This window comes from Stenotrophomonas geniculata ATCC 19374 = JCM 13324 (assembly GCF_001431625.1).
GTDB classification, from domain to species: domain Bacteria; phylum Pseudomonadota; class Gammaproteobacteria; order Xanthomonadales; family Xanthomonadaceae; genus Stenotrophomonas; species Stenotrophomonas geniculata.
Genome location: NZ_LLXT01000113.1, coordinates 15,134 through 36,868 on the forward strand (window position 1 = coordinate 15,134; position 21,735 = coordinate 36,868).

Genomic DNA, 21,735 nt, shown 5'->3' on the forward strand with positions numbered 1-21,735 from the left:
TCTACACCCCGGTTTCGACCAGATGATCGATGAAACTGCGCACCTTCGGTGCCAGGTGGCTGCGGCTGGTGTAGACCGCGAAGATGCCGATCGGCGAGGCTTCCCACTCCGGCAGGATGCGCACCAGGCGACCATCGGCCAGCGCGTCTTCCAGCAGGAAATCCGGCTGCAGGATCACGCCCATGCCAGCAATCGCGGCTTCGCGCAGCACGTCGCCGTTGTTGGCGTGCAGCAGGCTGTTCACCGCCACCTTCACCTCACCGCCGGGCCCCTGCAGCGGCCAGTTGTTGCCGGCGGCCCAGTAGCTGTAGCCCAGGCACGCGTGTGCCTGCAGGTCCTGCGGGGTCTGTGGGGTGCCGCGTGCGGCCAGGTAGGCCGGCGCGGCGCACAGGCTCACCCGCGATTCGCCCAGGCGGCGTGCGATCAGCGTGGGGCTGGGCTCGCGGGTGATGCGGATGGCCACGTCGTAGCCTTCCTCGACCATGTCCACCAGGCGGTCGGACAGGGCCAGGTCCAGTTCCACCTGCGGGAAGCGTTCGCGGTAGCTGGCCAGCAGCGGGCCGAGACGGGCGATGCCCCAGCTGACCGGTGCGTTGATGCGCAGCGTGCCCGAGGGCTCCAGCGCCTGCGCACCGATGCTGGCCTCCAGCGCGTCGAACTCGGCCAACAGGCGCACGCACTGGGCGTAGTAGGCGGCGCCGGCACTGGTCGGGCTGACCCGGCGCGTGGTGCGGTGGAGCAGGCGGGTGGACAGGCGCTTTTCCAGCGCGGCGACCTGGCGGGTGACGCCGGCGGTGGACATGTCCAGAGCCTGGGCGGCGGCGCTGAAGCCATTGCGCTCGACCACCGCCACGAACACGCGCATCGCCTCGAGGGTATCCATTGTTGCGCCTTTTGAAATAAATACGGTCAATCGATCGTATTTATCAGTCCGTGAAGGCGCAATAACCTGTGCCCACTCCCTTCAAGGTGCTTTGCCATGCACACCACGACCGCTCCTGTTTCGCCGCTGGCGCCGTATGGCGCCACCCTGCTGCGCCTGGCCCTGGGCGTGCTGTTCCTGGCCCATGCGCTGACCAAGCTGCTGGTATTCACCCCGGCCGGCACGGCGGCGTACTTCGAGTCGCTGGGCCTGCCCGGCGTGCTCGGCTACCTCACCATCGGCGTCGAGCTGGTGATCACTGTCGCGCTGCTGCTGGGCGTCTATGCGCGCTGGGTGGGCCTGGTCGGCGTACCGCTGCTGCTGGGCACCATCGTCACCGTGCACGGCGCCAACGGCTTCGGTTTCGCCAATGCCGGCGGCGGCTGGGAATACCCGGCGTTCTGGGCACTGGCGCTGGTGGTGCTGTTCCTGGTCGGCGATGGCAAGTGGACCCTGCGTTCGCGCTGATCGCCGCCTGATCCTGCAACTGGAGCATTCCATGTCCCGCCTGCCTTCGCTGTACATCTCCCATGGTTCGCCGATGACTGCCCTGCATCCGGGCCAGGTCGGTATGCGCCTGGCCGAGCTGGCGCGCGACCTGCCCACGCCGCGTGCCATCGTGATGGCCTCGGCGCACTGGCTGGGCCGGCAGCCGCTGGTCGGCGCGCATCCGCAGCCGCCCACCATCCACGACTTCGGTGGCTTCCCGCGCGCGCTGTTCGAACTGCAGTACCCGGTGCCGGGTGATCCGGCGCTGGCCGAAGAAGTGGCCGGCCGCATCGCCGCTGCCGGCCTGCCGGTGGCACTCGACCCGCAGCGTGGCCTGGACCACGGTGCGTGGGTGCCGCTGCGGCTGCTGCGCCCGCAGGCCGACATCCCGGTGGTACCGCTGTCAATCCAGCCGCTGCTGGGTCCCGAGCACCAGTTCGCGCTGGGCCGCGCGCTGGCGCCGCTGCGCGAGCAGGGCGTGCTGCTGGTCGGCTCGGGCAGCATCACCCACAACCTGCACGACTGGGGCGACTACCAGGACGGCAAGGAAGCGCCTTACGTGCGCCCCTTCGTCGAGTGGGTGGAGCAGCGCCTGGCCGCCGATGACCGCCAGGCCCTGCTCGATTACCGCCGGCAGGCGCCGTTCGCCGAACGTGCGCACCCGACCGACGAGCACCTGCTGCCGCTGTTCTTTGCGATGGGCGCGGCCGGCGAGGGTGGTTTCGGTGCACGCCGCATCGACGCCGGCATCGATGCCGGCTTCCTCGCCATGGATCTGTACCGCTTCGACGGGGCATGAGCCGGGGCTGACGCGCGGCGGCCCCGGCCATCGCGGTCGTGGCCGCATGTGGTAGTTTTTTCCGGGTTTCCGGCGCTGGCCTTCGAGCCTCCCCGCGCGCCGCTTCCTGGAAGAAGCATGCATACCATTGAAGTCGTCCTGGCGATGCTGGTGGCCGTTGTCGCCAGCGGCTACCTGGTTCGCGTCCTCCCGTTCTCGTTGCCGCTGCCGCTGGTGCAGATCGGCCTGGGCGCGGTGATCGCCGGGGTGTTCAACCGCGGCCACGCGCTGGAGCCGGAAGTGTTCTTCCTGCTGTTCCTGCCGCCGCTGCTGTTCCTGGATGGCTGGCGCATTCCCAAGCAGGGCCTGTTCCGCGACAAGGGCGCGATCCTCGAGCTGGCGTTCGGCCTGGTGGTGTTCACCGTCATCGGCGCCGGCTTCCTGATCCACTGGCTGATTCCGGTGATGCCGCTGGCGGTGTGCTTCGCGCTGGCGGCGATCGTGTCGCCGACCGATCCTGTGGCAGTGGGTGCGATCGCCTCCAAGGCGCCGATTCCCAAGCGCCTGATGCACATCCTGGAAGGCGAGTCGCTGCTCAACGATGCATCGGGCCTGGTCTGCTTCCGGTTCGCGGTGGCTGCGGTGATGACCGGCACGTTCTCGCTGGCCACGGCCTCGCTGACCTTCGTGTGGGTGGCCGTGGCCGGCCTTGCGGTGGGCGTGGCGGTCACCCTTGGTGTGTCGACCTTCCAGCGCTGGCTGTGGCGCCGCTTCGGCGAAGAGCCGGGCGCGGCGATGCTGGTCAACCTGCTCATTCCGTTCGCGGCCTACCTGCTGGCCGAAGAGATCCACGCCTCCGGCATCCTCGCCGCGGTCGCCGCAGGTATCGCGATGAGCTATGTCGAGCTGACCGGCCGCGTCTCCGGCAGCATGCGCGTGCAGCGTGCCGGGGTCTGGAACATGCTGCAGTTCAGCTTCAACGGCATCATGTTCGTGCTGCTGGGCGAGCAGCTGCCAGGCATCGTCGAACGCGCCACCACCACCATGAACGAGACCGGCCACCAGAGTGCGTGGTGGCTGCTGGTGTATGTGGTGGTGATCAATCTGGCGCTGGTCGTGCTGCGCCTGTTGTGGGTGTGGCTGTCGCTGCGCTGGAACCTGCTGCGCGCGCGCCGTCGCGGCCTGGAGCGGGGCGAGGCACCGAACTGGCGCATCGTGGTGGCGACCTCGGTGGCCGGTGTGCGCGGTGCGATCACCCTGGCCGGCGTGTTGACCCTGCCGCTGTTCCTGCCTGATGGCAGTGCGTTCCCGGCACGTGACCTGGTGATCTTCCTGGCCGCCTCGGTGATCCTGTTCTCGCTGCTCGGCGCCAGCATCGCGCTGCCGCAGCTGCTGAAGGGCCTGCAGCTGCCGGCCGATTCGGGTGAACGCAAGGAAGAGGACCTGGCGCGCCGGCTGTCGTCGAAGGCGGCGCTGGCCGGGGTCGAGCGCATGCGCCAGCAGCTGGTGATGAACCAGAACACCGAGAACGTGCAGCTGTACAACGACGCCGCGTCGCGGGTGAGTCTGCTGTACCAGCGCCACCTGGAGCGCGACAGCGAGGGGCCCGACGTGGACCCGGAGAAGGTGCGACGCATGGAAATGGGCTACCGCCAGCTGCGCAGCGCCGGCCTCAATGCCGAGCGCGAGGAGCTGTTCCGGTTGACCCGGCGCGGGGTGATCTCCGATGAGATCTCGCGGCGCCTGATCCGCAACCTGGACCTGCTGGAGTCGCGCAAGCGCGAATGATGCCTGGGACCGGGCGTTGCTGACGCTGACGCGGATTCCGCCCTGGCATGTAGAGCCGAGCCCATGCTCGGCTACGCTTGCTTCAGGCGTCATGAACCCGGAACGAAAAGCAGCCGAGCACAGGCTCGGCTCTACATGCCGGTGCCGGTTATTCCGGTTTCTGGTCCAGGAAATACGCCTCGACCTTGCCCTTGACCTTGATGGTCATCGGGTTGCCGCGGCGGTCGCGGGCCTTGCCGGCCTGCACGCGGATCCAGCCTTCGCTGACCGAGTATTCCTCGACGTTGTCGCGCTCGACGTCGTTGAAACGCACGCCGACGCCGCGCTCCAGCGCCTGCGCATCATGGAAGGGGCTGGCCGGGTTGATCGCCAGGTGGTCGGGAGGGGTATCGCTCATCGCTTCATTCACAGTGACGGCCACCAAGGCCGGCTTCAGCGGCACAGGATAAACCGTAGAATGCCGGCCTGCCCCAGAGGAAGTTCCGCCATGCCCGACAACAGCGACTATTTCGACTTCGAGGAAGACATCCACGACTTCGACGAAGACGGCTTCGAGGCCCGCGTCTGGAACCTGCTGGTGCTGATCAACCCGGGCGACGAAGAGCTGGCCCTGCAGCAGTTCAACCGCTGGCGCGAGCACCTGGCCGAGGACGGGCAGCCGCTGGAGACAGACAGTGACTGGCTGCCGGCCCTGTTCACGGCCATTGCCTGGCAGTCCGGTTTCGAGGTGGAACGTGATGATCTGGATTCGCTGCAGTCGGCGGTGAACGAGCTGTCGGCGCGCTTCAACCTGCAGCTGGACTGGGGTGGCGACCTGGACGACGAGGATTTCGCCGAAGACCTGGACGGCGTGCAGCTGATGTCCACCGCCTTCGACCGCCTGCGCGAGCACAACTACACGCTGTGGAGCGTGGATGCCGGCAGCGACGGTTTCACCGGCGTGATGGCATTGACCCGCGACGACGACGCGATGCTGGCGCTGTGCTCGCTGCTGAACGTGGAAATCCGCCTGGGCAGCGACCCGTTCTGATCGATGATCCGACCCGCCGGGCATGGCCCGGCGCTACCTGTTCCGCCAGCCCGTGGTAGCGCCGGGCCATGCCCGGCGAGCACACCACGCACTACGGCCGGTACTGCGCCCTGGCGTTGGCAATCACCGCTTTGACCAGGTCGCGGTCAGCGTGCCGGGAAATCGCCCGCGCACCGAGCGCGATGGCCTGCGCGCGCAGCTCGGAAGTGACATCGTAGTGCGCACCGCTGGCCTTGTTCTGGAAGGCCAGCGGTGGAATGCCGAGCTGCGCCGCCATCGCGTGCAGCTCGGCCAGGGTGTCGGCCATCAGGTGCGCCCAGCGCTGTCCGCGCCAGGGATGCACCGCGTCATCGACGTAGACCGTCACCGCCGCGGCCGGTTCAGGCCTGCGGCTTGCTGTCGCTGTCAGCGGCCGGAGTGGCCTCGGCAGCAGCTTCAACCACTTCGCCTTCGGCGGCCTCAGCGGCTTCTTCGCCTTCTTCGGCTTCCACGGTCTCGAACTCGGCGACCAGCTTGTCCAGGTACTCGTCAGCGGTCTGCTCGGATTCGGCTGCCAGGGTGTCCAGCAGCTTCTGCAGCAGCTCGGAGTACTCCAGGTTGACCTTGCGGCCTTCCTTTTCCTGCACGTTGGACAGGTGCTTGAGCATGGCCAGCATCGGCACCGGGTTTTCGGCGTTGCCCATGGTCTGGCCACCGATGGCCAGCAGCCACTCACGGCCCTGCAGGCCGATGGCCGCGACCACCTGGCCGTCTTCGTTGGTCAGCACGGCATGGTTCTGCACCTGCTGCTGGGCGTTCAGGCGGAGGAACGGACGCTTGGCCTGCTGCTTCTTGCGCTTGTCGCGCTTGGCCTTGGAGTTCTGGGACATGGGGTGGGGTCACCTGGAAACGGAAAGACCGCCATTGTAGCGGCCGCACGCAGGTGGGGTCAGATCCCTTTCCAGGGGAAAGGGATCTGACCCCGGTTCAGTTCGCCTCACCCTGCGCGGCCTGCACGTCCGGGTCGGCGGTCGGCGCCGACAGCCCCACCTGTGGCCCGGCACCGGCCAGGGCGGCCGCTTCGGCGGCCTGGGTCATCACCACGATGCTGATGCGGCGGTTGATCGGGTTCTGCGGGTCGACCTTGTCGAACAGCACTGACGAAGACAGGCCGACCACGCGGGTGATCTTGCTGTCGTCCAGGCCACCATCGATCAGCGCGCGGCGTGCGGCATTTGCACGGTCGGCGCTCAGTTCCCAGTTGCCATAGCCGCGAGCGGCGGAATAGGCGGTGATGTCGGTGTGACCGGTCAGGCTGATCCGGTTCGGCACATGGTTCAGGTACTCGGCCAGCTCGTGCAGGATCTGCTGCGTGTACGGCTTCAGCGTGGCGCTGCCAAGGTCGAACATCGGCCGGTTCTGCTTGTCCACGATCTGGATGCGCAGGCCCTCCGGGGTCAGGTCCAGCAGCAGCTGGTCCTTGAACGGTTCCAGCGCCTGGCTCCTGCTGATCGCTTCCTGCAGCTCCTTCATCAGCTGTTCCAGCTGCTGCTTGTCGCGCTGCTGCTGGTCCACCGGCTGCGGTACTGCTTCCTTCTGGTTCTGGAAGGGATCGTTGCTGTTGCCACGCGAAACGTCGGTGGCACCGCCCAGCTTGATCATCGAGGTGCTGGCGCCGCCCGGGCCGGCCATGCCGGGTGCCGGCGTGGCGTTCTGCCCGCTCAGCGGGCTGGGGTTGCGGAAGTACTCGGAAATGGCAGCACGGTCGTTCTTGTTGGTGGTGGCCATCAGCCACAGCACCAGGAAGAACGCCATCATCGCGGTCACGAAGTCGGCATAGGCCACCTTCCACGAACCGCCATGATGGGCGGCGTGGCCGGCCTTCTTGACCCGGCGGACGATGACGGTGGGCTTGGTCTCGGCCATGGCTTACTTGACCGTCTTCAGGTGCTGCTCGAAATCGGAGAAGGCCGGGCGCACGTTCGACGGCAGCGTCTTGCGGGCGAACTCCAGTGCGATCTTCGGGTTGTAGCCGCGCAGGCAGGCCAGCAGGGCGGTCTTCACCGATTCGTAGATGCGGCTGTCCTGCTCGGCGCGGGCCTCCATCGCGGCCGCCATCGGGCCGACGAAACCGTAGCCCAGCAGGATGCCGAGGAAGGTGCCGACCAGCGCACCGGCGACGTGGCCACCGACCTCGACGATGTCGCCACCAATCGAGCCCATGGTGATGACGATGCCCAGCACCGCCGCCACGATGCCGAAACCGGGCAATCCGTCGGCGACCTTGGTCAGCACCTGCGACGGCGCCATGGCCTCGGCATGGTGCTTTTCCAGCTCCAGTTCCAGCAGCGGCTCCAGCTCGTGCGGCTCGATGTTGCTGCCGATCATCAGGCGCAGGCAGTCGGTGATGAAGTCGATCAGGTGGTGGTCGGCCTGTACCTTGGGGTAGTTGCCGAACAGCGCGCTCTCGGCCGGCCGCTCGACATGGTCTTCCAGGGCCATGAAGCCTTCGCGGCGGGCCTTGTTGAGCAGCTCATAGAGCAGGCTGAGGACGTCGATGTAGTCCTGCTGCTTGTAGCGCGGGCCCTTGAACACGCCGACCATGGCCTGCAGGGTCTGCTTGACCGTCTTGGCCGGGGTGCCGACCAGGAAGGCGCCGAGCGCGGCGCCGCCGATGATGACCAGCTCGTAGGGCTGCCAGAGGGCACCCAGGCGGCCGTGGGCACCGAGATAGCCCCCGATCACGCTGATGATGACGACCAGGAATCCAACGATGATGAGCATGGGGCGACGCAAGGAGAGGGGATATCTCCTTGTCGGCCCGTCGCCCGGTTTTCTGAAGAGGGAATTCTGTGAAACCGGTCAGCGGAATGTTTCAGCCCGCCACGCCGCTTTCTGCGCCGCCACGCTGCAACGGATCGGGCCAGGGCTCGCCATTGCCGGTGAACGAAAGTGAGACGGAGTTCAGGCAGTGGCGCTCGTAGGTGGGCGGCGGACCGTCCGGGAACACGTGGCCCAGATGGCTGCCGCAGCGCGCGCAGGTGATCTCGGTGCGCACCATGCCGTGGCTGGTATCGCGGATCTCGCGCACGTGCGCCGGGTCGAACGGGGCAAAGAAGCTGGGCCAGCCGGTGCCGGAATCGAACTTGGTGCTGGAGCGGAACAGCGGCAGTGCGCACAGACGGCAGCAGTAGACGCCCTCGCGCTTGTTGTCGAGGAATACGCCGCAGAACGGCGCCTCGGTGCCGTGCTGCAGCAGTACGCGGCGTTCTTCGCCGCTGAGGCCGGCGACCAGCGCCTCGGTCTGGGTGGCGGTGGGGGGCGTCAGGTCGAAGGCGGTCATGGCGGCGCTCCGTGGGGTCGATGGCCTGGGGATGCCGGAAAACGTGGGGGTGCCGGCGCGCGCTTGCAAGTGTGATGGCCGTTCATGGGCGGCACACAGGTGCAGGCGCAAGGTGAATGCGATCCACGCCGGAGCGTGACATGAAACCGAGCCTTCCCCTGCTGTTGATGGGCCTGCTGCCCCTGGTTGCGCAGGCCCAGGTACCGACGTCGTCGAGCCCGACCGCCACCCGCAGTGCCACCACCGTGGCACCGCAACCGGTGGCACCTCCGCCACAGGCTGCCCGCCCGCAGCCGCAGGTGCTGCCGTCGCCGCAGCCGGCACAGCCGATCAAGTCCACCGGCCCCGCCCGGATCGCGCCGGCGCCGGTACCGAAGCCGGCCGACAAGGTCTATGACCGCAATGGCCGCATCGTGCCTGGCGTGCGCCCGGCCGGCCCGAACCGCGTGTTCGACTCGCGTACAGGCCGTTATTACGACAGCGTGCCTGCCGGTGATGGCCAGCAGATCAGGCGCTGACCTATGGGCCAAGCAAGGTTGGCAGCTCCTGCGCGTCGTGCGGGCTGAACGCACGAAAACAGCCTCTTGGCGATCACTGCTTTTTCGCCTGCGATTAACCGTTCCGGGACCACCGTGGCCCTGCGCTGGCATTCCGCCGCCGCATGTCCTTCGTCCACTGGATCGCGATCATGAAAAACCAGCAGAACCGTCATCCCGGCAAGGAACCGCAGGGCCGCAACCCGCAGCAGCAACAGCAGCAACAACAGCAGCAGATGGAGCCGCAGCCGCACAAGGGCGGCAAGCAGCAGGAACAGCGCTCGCAGAAGCATCCGCAGCAGCGCTGACGGACTCCGGGGGTCGGATCCCGCACCGCGGGCTCTGACCCCATCCTGCGAGCGCCTCAATCCGGAATCGGCAGGCTCAGCGTTTCCTTCACTTCTTCCATCACGATGTAGCTCTTCGACTCACGTACATGCGGCAGCGTCAGCAACGTGCTGCCGAGCAGCTTGCGGTAGGAGGCCATTTCGCTGATCCGCGCCTTCAGCAGGTAATCGAAGTCGCCCGATACCAGGTGGCACTCCAGCACGTTGGGCAGCTTCAGCGCCGCGCGCCGGAACTCCTCGAAGATGTCGCCGGACTTGTAGGCCAGGCTGATCTCCACGAACACCAGCAGGCTGGCCTTCACCGCGGCCGGGTCGAGGTGGGCGTGGTAGCCGGTGATCACCCCTTCGCGCTCGAGCCTGCGTACACGCTCAGTGCATGGCGTGGTCGACAGGCCGACCCGCTCGCCCAGTTCGGTGAAGGAGATGCGGCCCTCGGCCTGCAGGATGCGCAGGATCTTGCGGTCGATCTTGTCCAGTTCGCGGGTACGGGTGGCCATGGCCGTCAACCTTGGGGAATGAATTGCAGGAGAACATCCTGCCGGTTGATTTCAAAACAGGCAAATCAACTGGTAATGGCTGTCTATACTTCCCCAATTATGGTCCCGGCACGCTCCAGTGCAGGGAATGATCGGGTTGGAGAAGTCCCATGCGAGTCCTAGTTCTCGGCAGCGGCGTGATCGGCACCACCAGTGCCTGGTACCTGCGACAGGCCGGGTTTGAAGTCACGGTCATCGACCGTCAGCCCGGCCCGGCGCTGGAAACCAGCTTCGCCAATGCCGGCCAGCTGTCGTTCGGCTACACCTCGCCGTGGGCGGCCCCGGGCGTGCCGAAGAAGGCCATCGGCTGGCTGTTCGAGAAGCACGCGCCGCTGGCGATCAAGCCGGGCATGGACCTGGCCCAGTACCGTTGGCTGTGGCAGATGCTGCGCAACTGCACCCATGAGCGCTACGCGATCAACAAGGCGCGCATGGTGCGCATGTCCGAGTACAGCCGCGACTGCCTGAACGAGCTGCGTGCGCAGATCGGCATCGAATTCGAAGGCCGCGACCTGGGCACCACCCAGCTGTTCCGTACCCAGCAGCAGCTGGATGCCTCGGCGCAGGACATCGAGATCCTGGCCCAGTACGGCGTGCCGTACGAGGTGCTGGACCGCGCCGGCATCATCCAGGCCGAACCGGCCCTGGCCCACGTCGATGGCCTGGTCGGCGCGCTGCGCCTGCCGCGTGACCAGACCGGCGACTGCCAGCTGTTCACCCGCCGCCTGGCGCAGATGTGCGTGGATGCCGGTGTCGAGTTCCGCTTCGACCAGGACATCACCGGCCTGGAGTTCAATGGCGACCGCATCACCGGCGTGCGCATCGACGGCAAGCTGGAAACCGCCGACCGCTTCGTGGTCGCGCTCGGCAGCTATTCGCCGGCGCTGGTCGCATCGCTGGGCATGCGCCTGCCGGTGTACCCGCTGAAGGGCTACTCACTGACCCTGCCGATCACCGACCCGGCGATGGCGCCGACCTCGACCATTCTCGACGAGAGCTACAAGGTGGCGGTGACCCGCTTCGACGACCGTATCCGCGTCGGTGGCATGGCCGAAGTGGCCGGCTTCGACCTGTCGCTGTCGCAGCGCCGCCGCGAAACCCTGGAGCTGGTGGTCAGCGATCTCTACCCGAAGGGTGGCGACCTGTCGCGTGCGCAGTTCTGGACCGGCCTGCGCCCGGCCACGCCGGACGGTACGCCGGTGATCGGCGCCACGCCGTTCCGCAACCTGTACCTCAACACCGGCCACGGCACGCTGGGCTGGACCATGGCCTGCGGCTCGGGTCGCTACCTGGCCGACCTGATGAGCGCGCGCCAGCCGCAGATCAGCACCGAAGGCCTGGATATTTTCCGCTACGGCCAGTACGGTCACGCGCCGCAACAAGAGAACCGCACATGCGTCCTGCCCGCGCGCTGATCGATCTGGGCGCCCTGCGCAGCAACTACCGGCTCGCCCGTGAACTGGGCGGTGGCAAGGCCCTGGCGATCATCAAGGCCGATGCCTATGGGCATGGCGCGGTGCGCTGTGCGCAGGCGCTGGAAAGTGAGGCTGATGGTTTCGGCGTGGCTACCATCGAAGAGGCACTGGAGCTGCGCCAGGCCGGCATCCGTGCGCCGATCCTGCTGCTGGAAGGCATCTTCGAGCCCAGCGACATGGCGCTGGTGGCCGAGCATGACTTCTGGTTCGCCGTCGGTTCGCCGTGGCAACTGGAGGCCGTTGCTGCCTACGACAGCCCGCGCCCGTTGACGGTGTGGCTGAAGCTGGACAGTGGCATGCATCGCCTTGGCCTGGACGTGGACAGCTTCCGTGCCGCGCATGCACGCCTGTCGGCGCTGCCGCAGGTCGAGCGCATCGTGCTGATGACCCACCTGGCGCGCGCCGATGAGCTGGACAGCGAACGCACCCACGAACAGGCCGCGACCTTCGCGCGGGCCATCGACGGCCTGGACGGCGAGACCAGCGTGTGCAACTCGCCGGCGCTGCTGGGCTGGCCGGATGTACGCAGCGACTGGGTGCGCCCGGGCCTGATGCTGTATGGCGCCAATCCGCTGCCGGACAACACGGCACTGACCGAGCGCCTGCGCCCGGTGATGACGATGCAGTCGAAGGTGATCGCCGAGCGCTGGATCGAGGCGGGTGAGCCGGTGGGTTATGGCGCACGCTTCGTGGCCAAGGCACGCACCCGCGTGGGTGTGGTCGCGCTCGGCTATGCCGACGGTTATCCGCAGTTCGCCCCGAATGGCACCCCGGTGCTGATCGACGGCCAGCCCGGTGCGCTGATCGGGCGCGTGTCGATGGACATGCTGACGGTGGACCTGACCGCGCATGCCCAGGCCGGCATCGGCAGCGTGGTGGAACTGTGGGGCAGCGCACCGACGCTGTCCGAACTGGCGCCGCGCTGTGGCGTGAGTGCGTACCAGCTGCCGTGCGCGGTCAAGCGCGTGGCCAAGGTATACGTGTAGAGCCGAGCCCACGCTCGGCTTCGGTAGCGGCCGACCTTGGTCGGCGCCGTGTAATGCGTGTCGACCAAGGTCGACACCTACCGAGTGGCCTAACGCGCAGCGGTGGCCTGGCTGGCCAGCTGGCGCTTCACCCAGTCATCGATCAGGCGCTTCTCGTAGCGCAGCGGATCACTGTCGCTCTTCAGCCCCAGGTTGTGCAGGTAGCCCGTATCACTGAGGCGCGCATCGCCCTCGCTGACGATACGGCCGCTGGCGTCCTTCAACGTGTACTGCAGGCTGATCCGCGGCGGGTAGATGTCGCGCATGATCCGGATGTCGCGGCCACGCGGGCCGTGCCACGGCTCGTAGTCACCGGCACGCTTGATGTCCACCAGGGTCACATCGAGGGTCTGCCCAGGCTGCAGCGGCTTGGCAGCGGTGGTCTGCAGGTAGCGGGCCAGCTGCTGTACCCAGTCACCGCGTTCGGCCTCGAAGCGGTTGGTGCTCTGGCGGATCTCGGTGAATTTGGCCGGATCCTCCCATTTCACGCTGACCGGGCCATCGGCCTGCAACGCGCGCGGCGCGTCCGCATCGGTCACGGTGCGCGGTGCAGCGTTGGCGCCGCCCGCCACCAGGGCGCCTGCCAGCAGGGCAATCGCGAGTGAGCGTTTCATGACGGTCTCCTGCGTCCCCGCGCTGGGGACGATGTTGATCACAGATCGAGTGTGATCCTGTGGCCGGGCCACCGCAATGGCCGATTGCGTCGTGCGCAAGGGTGGTTGCCGCCAATTCATCGACGTCAACCATGACTGACGGCGCTTGACGCTGTGAATACGCGCTTTGGAAGATGCTGTGCTTCCAATCCGGCCTGCACAGACGCCCCTTAGTCCACACTGCCGCCCCTCGTGGAGCGCCCACCGATGATGGTGCCAGCGCCCGAACCCGACCTGCATCATGGCGTGCTTGAGCGCATCAACGCTGGTTTCTGCGTGATCCAGGTGCTGTTCGAGGGCGATCGCGCGGTGGACTACCGTTTCATCGAGGTCAACGATGCGTTCGAGCGCCACACCGGCCTGAAGGACGCGCGTGGCCAGCGCATGACGGTGCTGGAACCGGGCCACGAGCAGGACTGGTTCCGCATCTACGGCGAGGTCGCGCGCAGTGGCCGCCCCGCCCAGTTCGAGATGGAAGCGCGTGCGCTGGGCCGCTCGTTCGCGGTTGATGCGGTGCGCGTGGGCCGTCCGGGCGAAGACAAGGTCGGCATCCTGTTCTTCGACATCACCGCACGCAAGCAGATGGAAGTGGAGCTGGGCGAAAGCGAAGCCCGCTTCAGCGCACTGGCCGACGGCCTGCCGATGCCGGTGTGGGTGCTCGACGAGCGCGGCCATGCCCGTTTCGTCAACAGCGCTTTCAGTGAGTTCTTTGGCGGTGACGAAACACGCGTGCCGGAAGATGTCTGGCGCGGCCTGGTGCATCCGGACGATGCATCGGTGTTCGAGTACGAACTGCAGGAAGCACTGAAGGCGCAGCGGTCGATGCATGCGCTGGTGCGGGCCCGACGCGCCGATGGCGAGTGGCGTTGGCTGGAGATGAATGCACGCCCGCGTTTCTCACGGATGGGCCGCTTCATCGGCCTGGCCGGCAGCAGCCCGGACGTGACCGAACGCCGCGAGATCGAGCTGGCCCGCGAGGAGCTTCTGCAGTCCGAGCGTGCCGCGCGCAGTGCCGCCGAGAACATGGCGCGGTTGAAGGACGAGTTCCTGGCCACGCTGTCGCACGAGCTGCGCACGCCGCTGACCACCATCCTCGGTTGGAGCGAGCTGCTGCTGCAGCGCGTGGACAACACCAGCCCGCTGTACAAGGGCCTGAATGTGATCGCCAACAGCGCCGGTGCGCAGAAGCGGCTGATCTCGGACATGCTCGACCTCAGCAGCATGCTGCTGGGCAAGGTGCAGCTGGAGGTGGAGATACTGGACCTGCGCGATCTGCTGGGCGAAGCCATCGGTGCGCAGGAACTGGTCGCCGAAGGCAAGGCGCTGGACGTGAGTCTGCTGCTGCCGGAGCAGCCCAGCCTGGTGCTGGGCGATGCCACCCGCCTGCAGCAGGTGTTCTGGAACCTGCTGTCGAACGCGATCAAGTTCACCCCGGCCGAAGGCCGCATCGACGTGCAACTGCAGGCCGACGGCAACCACTGGGTGATCACGGTGCGCGATACCGGTGATGGCATCGCACCGGAGTTCCTCAACCATCTGTTCAGCCGCTTCCGCCAGGCCGATGGCACCACCACCCGACGCCATGGCGGCCTCGGCCTGGGCCTGGCGATCGTGCAGCAGCTGGTCGAACTGCATGGCGGTACCGTCACCGCCGCCAGCGAAGGCCATGGCCACGGCGCCACCTTCACCGTGCGCCTGCCGCAGCACATTCCCGATGCCGAGCGACGCCCGCTGCGCGAAGTGATCAGCGGGCCGATCCTGGAGCCGGTGATCGTCGAACCGTACCCGCTGCGTGGCATGCATGTGCTGGCGGTGGAAGACCAGCCGGAAGTGCTGGAGTACCTGCGGCGCATGCTGGAAGAGCAGGGCGCGAGTGTGTCGGCCGCCAGCTCGGCCGGTGAAGCGCTGGCGTTGCTGGCCGATACCGGGCACCTGCAGTACCACGTGATGCTGACCGACATCGGCATGCCGGGCATGGATGGCTATGGTCTGGTGCGCACGCTGCGCGAGGACATGGGCGTGGATGCGATGACCCTGCCGGCGGTTGCCGTGACCGCGCTGGCACGCGCCGATGACCGGCGCCGAGCGCTGGCGTCAGGCTTCCAGGAACATGTCGCCAAACCGTACTCGGTGGCACAGCTGGTGGCTGCGGTACGCAAGGTGCAGGTGCCACGCGCGGACAGCGCGCTGCACTGAGCATTCACGGCCGATCGGCGACCCTGCACGCAGGAGGTCGCCGATGTCCCGTATAGCTCCCCGCATCCATACCGATCCGGCGCAGATCGCGCGCCTGGAAGCCCTGTTGCCGCAGCTGGAAGGCGAAACGCAGGTGCAGCTGACCCTGCACGATGGTCGCCGCCTGCTCGGCACCGTGGCGGTGAAACCGACCGTGCAGCAGTACCGCAACGACGCCGGCGACGAAGGCAGCAACGGCCAGTTGCGCCTGGATGACTACGACACGCCGGTGCAGCAGCACCATGTGTGGCTGGACGAGATCGCCAGCGTCAACCGTCTGCCACCCAGGGCGCCTTGATCGGATGTAGAGCCGAGCCCACGCTCGGCTGCGCCGTCGCCCGAGCGTGGGCTCGGGCGCTACCGGTGTGTCAGTGCTCGAACAAGGTCGGTGTCGCCTCGAACCGGCGCGCATAGGCGCGTTCTTCCGCCACCCGGGCCACCTCGTCATCGGCCAGGTCCGGTGCGCCGTACACCGCATAGGCCACGCTGCCGTCGGCGCCATGACCGACCTGGTGCAGCCGATAGCGCGAGTGGCCGCCGCCGGTGTCCTCGGGGTAATGCACGGGCGGATGGCTGCCTTCCAGGTCCATTTCACTGTTGTCGACCACGCCACCGACGAACAAGGCTCGCATGCAGGTTCTCCTGGGTTTCCGGGGGAGCCTCTACCCTGAACGTTTCAATGTTGCTGGCAGATCAAGGCCCCGTTCGGGTTTCGCAAAGCGGCATACCGGGGCCGGTCCGGCCAAGCCGGTACAATGGACGGCCCTCACGCTTGAAGTACCCGCGCCGATGGCCTCCAGCGACGACGCCCCCCTGCAGACCCTGTTCCTGCCGTTCTCCCAAGGCGCCCTGCGCTGGCCGGAGGGCCCGGTGGCCTTCCTGCGTGCCCGCGACGGCTGGCCGCTGCGTGAAGCGGCCGGCAGCCGCGAGGTCCACTGCGAGCAGAGCTTCGCCCCGTTCGCGCAGCCGCTGCAGCAGGCCGCCGGCTGGACCGTCAGTGGCCAGCTGGATGATGTGGCCGGCAAGGGCCGTTACCCGCTGGTGCTGGTGCTGCCGCCGCGCCAGCGTGAAGAAGCCCGCGCGCTGTTTGCCCGTGCGCTGGCGCTGGTCGCCGACGGCGGCCGCATCGTTGCCTGCCAGTCCAACAACGAAGGTGCACGCTCGAGCGAGGGCGACCTCAAGCAACTGACCGGCCTCGGCGGCAGCCTGACCAAGAACCACTGCCGCGTGTACTGGACCGCCCCGATGCAGGGCCAGCACGACGCCGACCTGGCCAAGCGCTGGTCGGCACTGGATGCGGTGCGGCCGATCGTCGGCGGCCGTTTCCTCAGCCGCCCGGGCGTGTTCGCCTGGGACCGCATCGATCCGGCCTCGGCGCTGCTGGCCGAGCACCTGCCGGCCGACCTGGCCGGCCGCGCCGCCGACCTCGGTGCCGGCTACGGCTACCTGTCGCGCGAGCTGCTGGAGCGCTGCCCGAAGATCACCGCGCTGGACCTGTACGAAGCGGAGCAGCGCGCGTTGGCACTGGCCGAGCTGAACCTGGCACCGCCGCCGCGTCCGCTGCCGCTGCGCTTCCTGTGGCAGGACGTCACCGCCGGCATCGAGCCGGGCTACGACGTCATCATCAGCAATCCGCCATTCCACACGCCCTCGCGCGCCGATCGCCCGGACATCGGCCAGCGCTTCATCGCCGTGGCCGCGCAGGCGCTGCGCCCGGGCGGACGCCTGTACGTGGTGGCCAACCGCCACCTGCCGTACGAGTACACGCTCAACGAGAGCTTTGGCGCGGTGCGCGTGATCGCCGAGCGTGATGGCTTCAAGCTGGTGGAAGCGGTGAAGGGGAAGGGCAAGTGAAGCTGGTCAAGCTCATCGCCAACCTGGGCTACGGCAGCCGCAAGCAGGTGCAGTGGATGTTCCGCGAAGGCCGCGTCACCGACGCCGACGGCGAGGTGCTGTATGCCGACGACCAGGTGCCGCACGAGGCGATCCGCGTCGACGGCGAGCCGCTGGACCCGCCGGTGGGCCTGTCGATCGCGCTGCACAAGCCGGCCGGCTACACCTGCTCGACCAAGGACACCGGCCGCCTGATCTACGACCTGCTGCCGCCGCGCTTCCGCGACCGCGATCCGGTGCTGTCTACAGTGGGCCGCCTCGACCGCGAGACCAGTGGCCTGCTGCTGCTGACCGACGACGGTGGCCTGCTGCACCGGATCATCTCGCCGAAGTCGAAGCTGCCGAAAGTCTATGAGGTCGAGTTGAGCGAGGACCTGCGCGGCGACGAGGTGGCGCTGTTCGCCAGCGGCACGCTGATGCTGGAGTCCGAGAAGACGCCCCTGCTGCCGGCTGAACTGGAAGTGGTGGATGCGCGTCGCGCGCGCCTGGTGCTGCATGAAGGCCGCTACCATCAGGTACGCCGCATGTTCGCCGCCACCGGCAACCACGTGCAGGCCCTGCACCGCAGCCGCGTCGGCGGGCTGGACCTGCAGGGGCTGGACGAAGGGCAATGGCGGCAGCTCACTTCCACCGACCTGGATACGCTGTTCGCTCCATGACCACCATCGCTGCGCTGCCGTTCCTCCCCGACGCCGTCATCTTCGACATGGACGGCCTGATGATCGACAGCGAGCGGGTCTCGCTGGCCTGTTGGAGCGAGGCCGCCGACGAATTCGGGCTGGGCCTGGACGAGGCCGTGTTCCTGCGCATGGTCGGTCTCGGTGACCGCGATTCGCACGCGCTGCTGCGTGCGCAGGGCATCGAGGACAGCGTGATCGAGGCGGTGGCGGCACGCTGCCATGAACTGTACGAAGCACGCACCCAGACCGGCCTGCCCCTGCGGCCGGGCATCCTGGAGCTGCTGGAGCTGTTGAAGGCGCACGCGGTACCGCGTGCGGTGGCCACCACCACGCGGCAGCCGCGGGCCAACCGCAAGCTGACGGCCGCTGGCCTGCTGCCGTACTTCGATGCGGTGATCACCAGTGGCGACGTGGCGCGGCCGAAGCCGGCGCCGGATATCTACCTGCTGGCCGCGCAGCGGCTGGGCCAGGCCCCGGAACGCTGCCTGGCGCTGGAAGACTCACCGGCCGGTACGCGCGCAGCATTGGCGGCCGGCATGACCGTGATCCAGGTGCCGGACCTGGTGCATCCTGATGAAGAGCTGCGCGCACTGGGCCACCGCATCGTGGGCTCGCTGGTGGACGCGCACGCATTGCTGGTGCCGTTGTTGCCGAAATAAGCGGTAGATGCCGGCCGTTGGCCGGCACTGAGCCGAGCATGGCTCGGCTCTACATCTATTGGTGGGTGCCGACCGTTGGTCGGCACACCTGCCCCCATCACACCCGCCCGAACACCAGCGCGGCGTTGGTGCCACCGAAGCCGAAGCTGTTGGACATCACCGTATCCAGCTTCTGCTCGCGGCTTTCGCGCAGGATCGGGAAGCTCTCCACCTTCGGGTCCAGTTCGCCGATGTTGGCCGAACCGGCAACGAAGCCATCGCGCATCATCAGCAGGCAGTAGATCGCCTCGTGCACGCTTGCCGCACCCAGCGAATGGCCCGACAGCGCCTTGGTCGAGGACAGCGGCGGCACCGCATCGCCGAACACTTCGCGGATCGCATTGAGCTCGGTGACGTCGCCCAGCGGCGTGGAGGTGCCGTGGGTGTTGAGGTAGTCCAGCGGACGATCGACGCCCTGCAGCGCCATCTTCATGCAGCGCACCGCACCTTCGCCGGACGGGGCGACCATGTCGGCGCCGTCGGAGGTGACGCCATAGCCGATCAGTTCGGCGTGGATGTGTGCGCCGCGTGCAACGGCGTGGTCGTAGTCCTCCAGCACCAGCATGCCGCCGCCGCCGGCGATGACGAAGCCGTCGCGGTCCTTGTCGTACGGACGCGAGGCGCTGGCCGGGGTCTCGTTGAAGCTGGTCGACAGCGCGCCCATCGCATCGAACATCACACTCATCGACCAGTGCAGGTCTTCGCCACCACCGGCGAACATGATGTCCTGCGCGCCATGGCGGATCATGTCCGCGGCAGCGCCGATGCAGTGCGCCGAGGTCGCGCAGGCGGCCGACAGCGAATAGCTGACGCCCTTGATCTGGTAGGCCGTGGCCAGGCAGGCCGAAACGGTCGAGCACATCGTGCGCGGCACCATGTACGGGCCGACCTTGCGTACGCCACGTTCGCGCAGCAGGTCGACCGCGCCGATCTGCCACTCGCTGGAGCCGCCACCGGAACCGGCGATCAGGCCGGTACGCAGATTGCTGACCTGCTCGGCGCTGAGCCCGGCATCGGCGATGGCATCGCGCATGGCCAGATAGGCGAAGGCCGCCGCATCGCTCATGAAGCGCTTCTGCTTGCGGTCGATCAGCGCGTCCAGGTCGAGGTCGACGCGGCCGCCGACCTGGCTGCGCAGGCCCGCTTCGGCGTGGTCGGCCAGGGCGGTGATGCCCGAGCGCCCTTCGCGCAGCGCAGCCGAAACGGTATCCAGATCATTGCCGAGGCAGGACGTGATGCCCATGCCAGTGATGACGACGCGACGCATCAGAAGCTCCCGGTTTCAGTGAACAGGCCGACGCGCAGGTCGCGCGCGCTGTAGATTTCGCGGTCATCCACGTACATGCGCGCGTCCGACTGGGCCATCACCAGCTTGCGGTTGATGACACGGCTGATATCGATCTCGTAGCGCACCAGCTTGGCGTCCGGCAGCACCTGGCCGGTGAACTTCACTTCGCCACAGCCCAGCGCGCGGCCCTTGCCGGGGGCGCCCAGCCAGGTCAGGAAGAAGCCGGTCAGCTGCCACATGGCATCCAGGCCCAGGCAGCCGGGCATCACCGGGTCGCCGATGAAGTGGCAGCCGAAGAACCACAGGTCCGGGCGGATATCCAGTTCGGCGCGTACCATGCCTTTGCCATGCGGTCCGCCGTCCTCGCGGATGTCGGTGATGCGGTCGAACATCAGCATCGGATCGTTGGGCAAACGGCCGGCGGCGGCGCCGAACAGTTCACCGCGTGCGCTGGCCAGCAGCTGTTCGCGGTTGAACGCGTGGAGACGGGTCATGAAGCACAATCCTGGAAGCGGGGAAACAGGGAAACAAGCGCTCGAGGATGCCCGTGGAAACTGCGCCGATCAAACATTTCAACCGTACGCAACCGTAGTGTTTTCAATGGAATACGCGCATCCTGTTGATGTGCAACGACCATACTTCGGCGTGTGGCCCGTCCGGCACGCCCTCGCCCCTTCCGCCTGACATGACCCGACTGCGCAAGATCATCCACGTCGACATGGACGCGTTCTACGCGTCGGTGGAGCAGCGCGACGATCCGTCACTGCGCGGCAAGCCGGTGGTTGTGGCATGGCGTGGCGCGCGTTCGGTGGTGTGCGCGGCCTCATACGAGGCACGCGTGTTCGGCGTGCGTTCGGCGATGCCCGCCGTGCGTGCCGAGCGCCTGTGCCCGGATGCGATCTTCGTGCCGCCGGACTTCGCACGTTACAAGGCGGTGTCACAGCAGGTGCGCGCGATCTTCCTGCGGCATACCGACCTGGTCGAGCCGTTGTCGCTGGACGAGGCCTACCTCGATGTGACCGAGCCGAAGAGCGGCATCGAACTGGCCACCGACATCGCCCGCACCATCCGCGCGCAGATCCGCGAGGAAACGAACCTGACTGCTTCAGCTGGCATCGCGCCAAACAAGTTCCTGGCCAAGATCGCCTCGGACTGGCGCAAACCTGATGGCCAGTTCGTGATCCCCCCGCAGCGGGTGGACGCGTTCCTGCAGCCGTTGCCAGTGAACCGGGTGCCCGGCGTCGGCAAGGTGATGGAAGGAAAACTTGCCGCGCGCGGCATCGTCACCTGCGGCGATCTGCGGCAGTGGGCGTTGATCGACCTGGAAGAAGCATTCGGCAGCTTCGGCCGCAGCCTGTACAACCGTGCACGCGGCATCGACGAGCGGCCGGTGGAACCGGACCAGCAGGTGCAGTCGATTTCCTCGGAGGACACCTTCGCCGAAGACCTGCCGCTGGAAGACCTGGGCGAAGCGATCGTGCAGTTGGCGGAGAAGACCTGGAAGGCCACGCGCAAGACCGAACGCGTCGGCCACACCGTGGTGCTGAAACTGAAGACCGCGCAGTTCCGCATCCTCACCCGCAGCTTCACCCCGGAGCGCCCACCGGAATCGATGGAAGAACTGCGCGACATCGCACTGGCCCTGCGCGCCCGCGTCGACCTGCCGGCGGAGACCCGTTACCGTTTGGTCGGCGTCGGGCTCGGCGGCTTCCGCGAGAAGGAGCCGGTGGTGCAGGGGGAATTGTTCGAGCACGACATGAACAAACCCACAGATACCTAATCATCAAACAGTGGGGTCAGAGCCCGTTGCGCAGCAACGGGCTCTGACCCCGTGCCGACCAACGGTCGGCACCCACCATCAGCAGCAGGTTCCGACAGATAGCGGGAAACTGTCGAAGGCGGGGTGGGTCCGGTTGCGGGGGCGTGAGCCGCATGGATGCGGCGACCGAGCTTACATGGACGTACTTGCAGCGCCCCCCGCAACCGGACCCACCCTGCCAAACCTCAGGAGACACAGCTTTTGCTGTTGCTCTGGCCATT

26 protein-coding genes are annotated in these 21,735 nt (G+C 67.3%); 14 read left to right on the forward strand and 12 right to left on the reverse strand.

What is annotated here, in order from left to right:
* Nucleotide 1: 1 nt before the first annotated feature.
* Complete coding sequence (locus tag ARC63_RS13045) at nucleotides 2-883, reverse strand: LysR family transcriptional regulator (RefSeq protein WP_049454392.1); 882 nt, start codon at nucleotides 881-883, stop codon at nucleotides 2-4.
* Nucleotides 884-979: 96 nt separating this feature from the next.
* Between ARC63_RS13045 and ARC63_RS13050 the strand changes: the two genes are divergently transcribed.
* The 3 genes from ARC63_RS13050 to ARC63_RS13060 all read left to right on the forward strand — a co-directional run bounded on the left by ARC63_RS13050 (nucleotide 980) and on the right by ARC63_RS13060 (nucleotide 3,977).
* Nucleotides 980-1,390 carry a DoxX family protein gene (locus tag ARC63_RS13050; protein ID WP_010484130.1) on the forward strand — a complete coding sequence of 137 codons (411 nt, stop codon included), beginning with the start codon at nucleotides 980-982 and terminating at the stop codon, nucleotides 1,388-1,390.
* A 31-nt stretch (nucleotides 1,391-1,421) separates the two neighbouring features.
* Nucleotides 1,422-2,210: a dioxygenase family protein gene (locus tag ARC63_RS13055; protein WP_057503512.1), complete on the forward strand. Its 789-nt coding sequence runs from the start codon at nucleotides 1,422-1,424 to the stop codon at nucleotides 2,208-2,210.
* Nucleotides 2,211-2,327: 117 nt separating this feature from the next.
* The gene (locus ARC63_RS13060) at nucleotides 2,328-3,977 is read left to right on the forward strand and encodes a Na+/H+ antiporter (protein ID WP_010484128.1); all 1,650 of its coding nucleotides are present in this window, start codon (nucleotides 2,328-2,330) and stop codon (nucleotides 3,975-3,977) included.
* Nucleotides 3,978-4,125: 148 nt separating this feature from the next.
* On the opposite strand, the gene ARC63_RS13065 is transcribed toward ARC63_RS13060, so the two are convergent.
* The gene (locus ARC63_RS13065; RefSeq protein WP_032128750.1) at nucleotides 4,126-4,374 is read right to left on the reverse strand and encodes a DUF3297 family protein; all 249 of its coding nucleotides are present in this window, start codon (nucleotides 4,372-4,374) and stop codon (nucleotides 4,126-4,128) included.
* A 90-nt stretch (nucleotides 4,375-4,464) separates the two neighbouring features.
* Here ARC63_RS13065 and ARC63_RS13070 point away from each other — a divergent pair, with 90 nt between their 5' ends.
* Complete coding sequence (locus tag ARC63_RS13070; RefSeq protein ID WP_057503513.1) at nucleotides 4,465-5,007, forward strand: DUF6630 family protein; 543 nt, start codon at nucleotides 4,465-4,467, stop codon at nucleotides 5,005-5,007.
* 91 nt (nucleotides 5,008-5,098) lie between these two features.
* Here the strand turns inward: ARC63_RS13070 and ARC63_RS13075 are convergent, their stop codons facing one another.
* The 5 genes from ARC63_RS13075 to msrB form a co-directional block, all read right to left on the reverse strand.
* The gene (locus tag ARC63_RS13075; RefSeq protein ID WP_057503514.1) at nucleotides 5,099-5,374 is read right to left on the reverse strand and encodes a DUF4031 domain-containing protein; all 276 of its coding nucleotides are present in this window, start codon (nucleotides 5,372-5,374) and stop codon (nucleotides 5,099-5,101) included.
* A 13-nt stretch (nucleotides 5,375-5,387) separates the two neighbouring features.
* Entirely contained in the window at nucleotides 5,388-5,876 is a 489-nt protein-coding gene (locus tag ARC63_RS13080; RefSeq protein WP_010484124.1) for a hypothetical protein, read from the reverse strand.
* Nucleotides 5,877-5,973: 97 nt separating this feature from the next.
* Complete coding sequence (motB, locus tag ARC63_RS13085) at nucleotides 5,974-6,912, reverse strand: flagellar motor protein MotB (protein ID WP_057503515.1); 939 nt, start codon at nucleotides 6,910-6,912, stop codon at nucleotides 5,974-5,976.
* Between the two features lie 3 nt (nucleotides 6,913-6,915).
* A complete protein-coding gene (gene motA / locus ARC63_RS13090) occupies nucleotides 6,916-7,770 on the reverse strand; it encodes a flagellar motor stator protein MotA (RefSeq protein ID WP_005407915.1) in 855 nt (284 codons plus the stop codon).
* Between the two features lie 91 nt (nucleotides 7,771-7,861).
* A complete protein-coding gene (gene msrB, locus ARC63_RS13095; protein WP_010484122.1) occupies nucleotides 7,862-8,329 on the reverse strand; it encodes a peptide-methionine (R)-S-oxide reductase MsrB in 468 nt (155 codons plus the stop codon).
* Nucleotides 8,330-8,469: 140 nt separating this feature from the next.
* Between msrB and ARC63_RS13100 the strand changes: the two genes are divergently transcribed.
* Together ARC63_RS13100 and ARC63_RS13105 are read left to right on the forward strand one after the other, a co-directional pair.
* On the forward strand, nucleotides 8,470-8,847 hold the full coding sequence (locus ARC63_RS13100) for a hypothetical protein (RefSeq protein WP_043398903.1): 378 nt from the start codon (nucleotides 8,470-8,472) through the stop codon (nucleotides 8,845-8,847).
* A 143-nt stretch (nucleotides 8,848-8,990) separates the two neighbouring features.
* Nucleotides 8,991-9,173: a hypothetical protein gene (locus tag ARC63_RS13105; protein WP_010484120.1), complete on the forward strand. Its 183-nt coding sequence runs from the start codon at nucleotides 8,991-8,993 to the stop codon at nucleotides 9,171-9,173.
* Between the two features lie 56 nt (nucleotides 9,174-9,229).
* Here the strand turns inward: ARC63_RS13105 and ARC63_RS13110 are convergent, their stop codons facing one another.
* Nucleotides 9,230-9,709 carry a winged helix-turn-helix transcriptional regulator gene (locus ARC63_RS13110; RefSeq protein ID WP_005407919.1) on the reverse strand — a complete coding sequence of 160 codons (480 nt, stop codon included), beginning with the start codon at nucleotides 9,707-9,709 and terminating at the stop codon, nucleotides 9,230-9,232.
* Nucleotides 9,710-9,858: 149 nt separating this feature from the next.
* Here ARC63_RS13110 and ARC63_RS13115 point away from each other — a divergent pair, with 149 nt between their 5' ends.
* Nucleotides 9,859-11,163: a D-amino acid dehydrogenase gene (locus ARC63_RS13115; RefSeq protein WP_057503516.1), complete on the forward strand. Its 1,305-nt coding sequence runs from the start codon at nucleotides 9,859-9,861 to the stop codon at nucleotides 11,161-11,163.
* The gene (alr, locus tag ARC63_RS13120) at nucleotides 11,142-12,209 is read left to right on the forward strand and encodes an alanine racemase (protein WP_057503517.1); all 1,068 of its coding nucleotides are present in this window, start codon (nucleotides 11,142-11,144) and stop codon (nucleotides 12,207-12,209) included. Before ARC63_RS13115 ends, alr begins: the two co-directional genes overlap by 22 nt.
* Before the next feature lie 89 nt (nucleotides 12,210-12,298).
* Here the strand turns inward: alr and ARC63_RS13125 are convergent, their stop codons facing one another.
* On the reverse strand, nucleotides 12,299-12,862 hold the full coding sequence (locus ARC63_RS13125; RefSeq protein WP_010484117.1) for a DUF3016 domain-containing protein: 564 nt from the start codon (nucleotides 12,860-12,862) through the stop codon (nucleotides 12,299-12,301).
* A gap of 246 nt (nucleotides 12,863-13,108) precedes the next feature.
* Here ARC63_RS13125 and ARC63_RS13130 point away from each other — a divergent pair, with 246 nt between their 5' ends.
* Nucleotides 13,109-15,097: a hybrid sensor histidine kinase/response regulator gene (locus tag ARC63_RS13130; protein ID WP_057503518.1), complete on the forward strand. Its 1,989-nt coding sequence runs from the start codon at nucleotides 13,109-13,111 to the stop codon at nucleotides 15,095-15,097.
* Nucleotides 15,098-15,140: 43 nt separating this feature from the next.
* Complete coding sequence (locus tag ARC63_RS13135; protein WP_010484115.1) at nucleotides 15,141-15,434, forward strand: DUF3247 family protein; 294 nt, start codon at nucleotides 15,141-15,143, stop codon at nucleotides 15,432-15,434.
* Nucleotides 15,435-15,504: 70 nt separating this feature from the next.
* Here ARC63_RS13135 and ARC63_RS13140 read toward each other — a convergent pair whose 3' ends face one another.
* On the reverse strand, nucleotides 15,505-15,768 hold the full coding sequence (locus ARC63_RS13140) for a hypothetical protein (RefSeq protein ID WP_005407925.1): 264 nt from the start codon (nucleotides 15,766-15,768) through the stop codon (nucleotides 15,505-15,507).
* Nucleotides 15,769-15,925: 157 nt separating this feature from the next.
* Between ARC63_RS13140 and ARC63_RS13145 the strand changes: the two genes are divergently transcribed.
* Genes ARC63_RS13145 through ARC63_RS13155 form a run of 3 tightly spaced genes read left to right on the forward strand, consistent with a single transcriptional unit; the run spans nucleotide 15,926 to nucleotide 18,368 of the window.
* Nucleotides 15,926-16,990, forward strand: a complete 1,065-nt coding sequence (locus tag ARC63_RS13145; protein WP_057503519.1) for a class I SAM-dependent methyltransferase — start codon at nucleotides 15,926-15,928, stop codon at nucleotides 16,988-16,990.
* Nucleotides 16,987-17,688: a pseudouridine synthase gene (locus ARC63_RS13150; protein ID WP_010484113.1), complete on the forward strand. Its 702-nt coding sequence runs from the start codon at nucleotides 16,987-16,989 to the stop codon at nucleotides 17,686-17,688. The genes ARC63_RS13145 and ARC63_RS13150 overlap by 4 nt, the downstream gene beginning before the upstream one ends.
* Nucleotides 17,685-18,368, forward strand: coding sequence for an HAD family hydrolase (locus tag ARC63_RS13155; protein ID WP_057503520.1), 684 nt, complete (start codon nucleotides 17,685-17,687; stop codon nucleotides 18,366-18,368). The genes ARC63_RS13150 and ARC63_RS13155 overlap by 4 nt, the downstream gene beginning before the upstream one ends.
* A 97-nt stretch (nucleotides 18,369-18,465) precedes the next feature.
* Here ARC63_RS13155 and fabB read toward each other — a convergent pair whose 3' ends face one another.
* The gene (fabB, locus tag ARC63_RS13160; protein ID WP_049410445.1) at nucleotides 18,466-19,674 is read right to left on the reverse strand and encodes a beta-ketoacyl-ACP synthase I; all 1,209 of its coding nucleotides are present in this window, start codon (nucleotides 19,672-19,674) and stop codon (nucleotides 18,466-18,468) included.
* The gene (gene fabA / locus ARC63_RS13165; protein ID WP_010484110.1) at nucleotides 19,674-20,189 is read right to left on the reverse strand and encodes a 3-hydroxyacyl-[acyl-carrier-protein] dehydratase FabA; all 516 of its coding nucleotides are present in this window, start codon (nucleotides 20,187-20,189) and stop codon (nucleotides 19,674-19,676) included. Before fabA ends, fabB begins: the two co-directional genes overlap by 1 nt.
* 191 nt (nucleotides 20,190-20,380) lie before the next feature.
* Between fabA and dinB the strand changes: the two genes are divergently transcribed.
* Nucleotides 20,381-21,475, forward strand: a complete 1,095-nt coding sequence (gene dinB, locus ARC63_RS13170) for a DNA polymerase IV (protein WP_043398884.1) — start codon at nucleotides 20,381-20,383, stop codon at nucleotides 21,473-21,475.
* The last annotated feature ends 260 nt before the right edge of the window (nucleotides 21,476-21,735 follow it).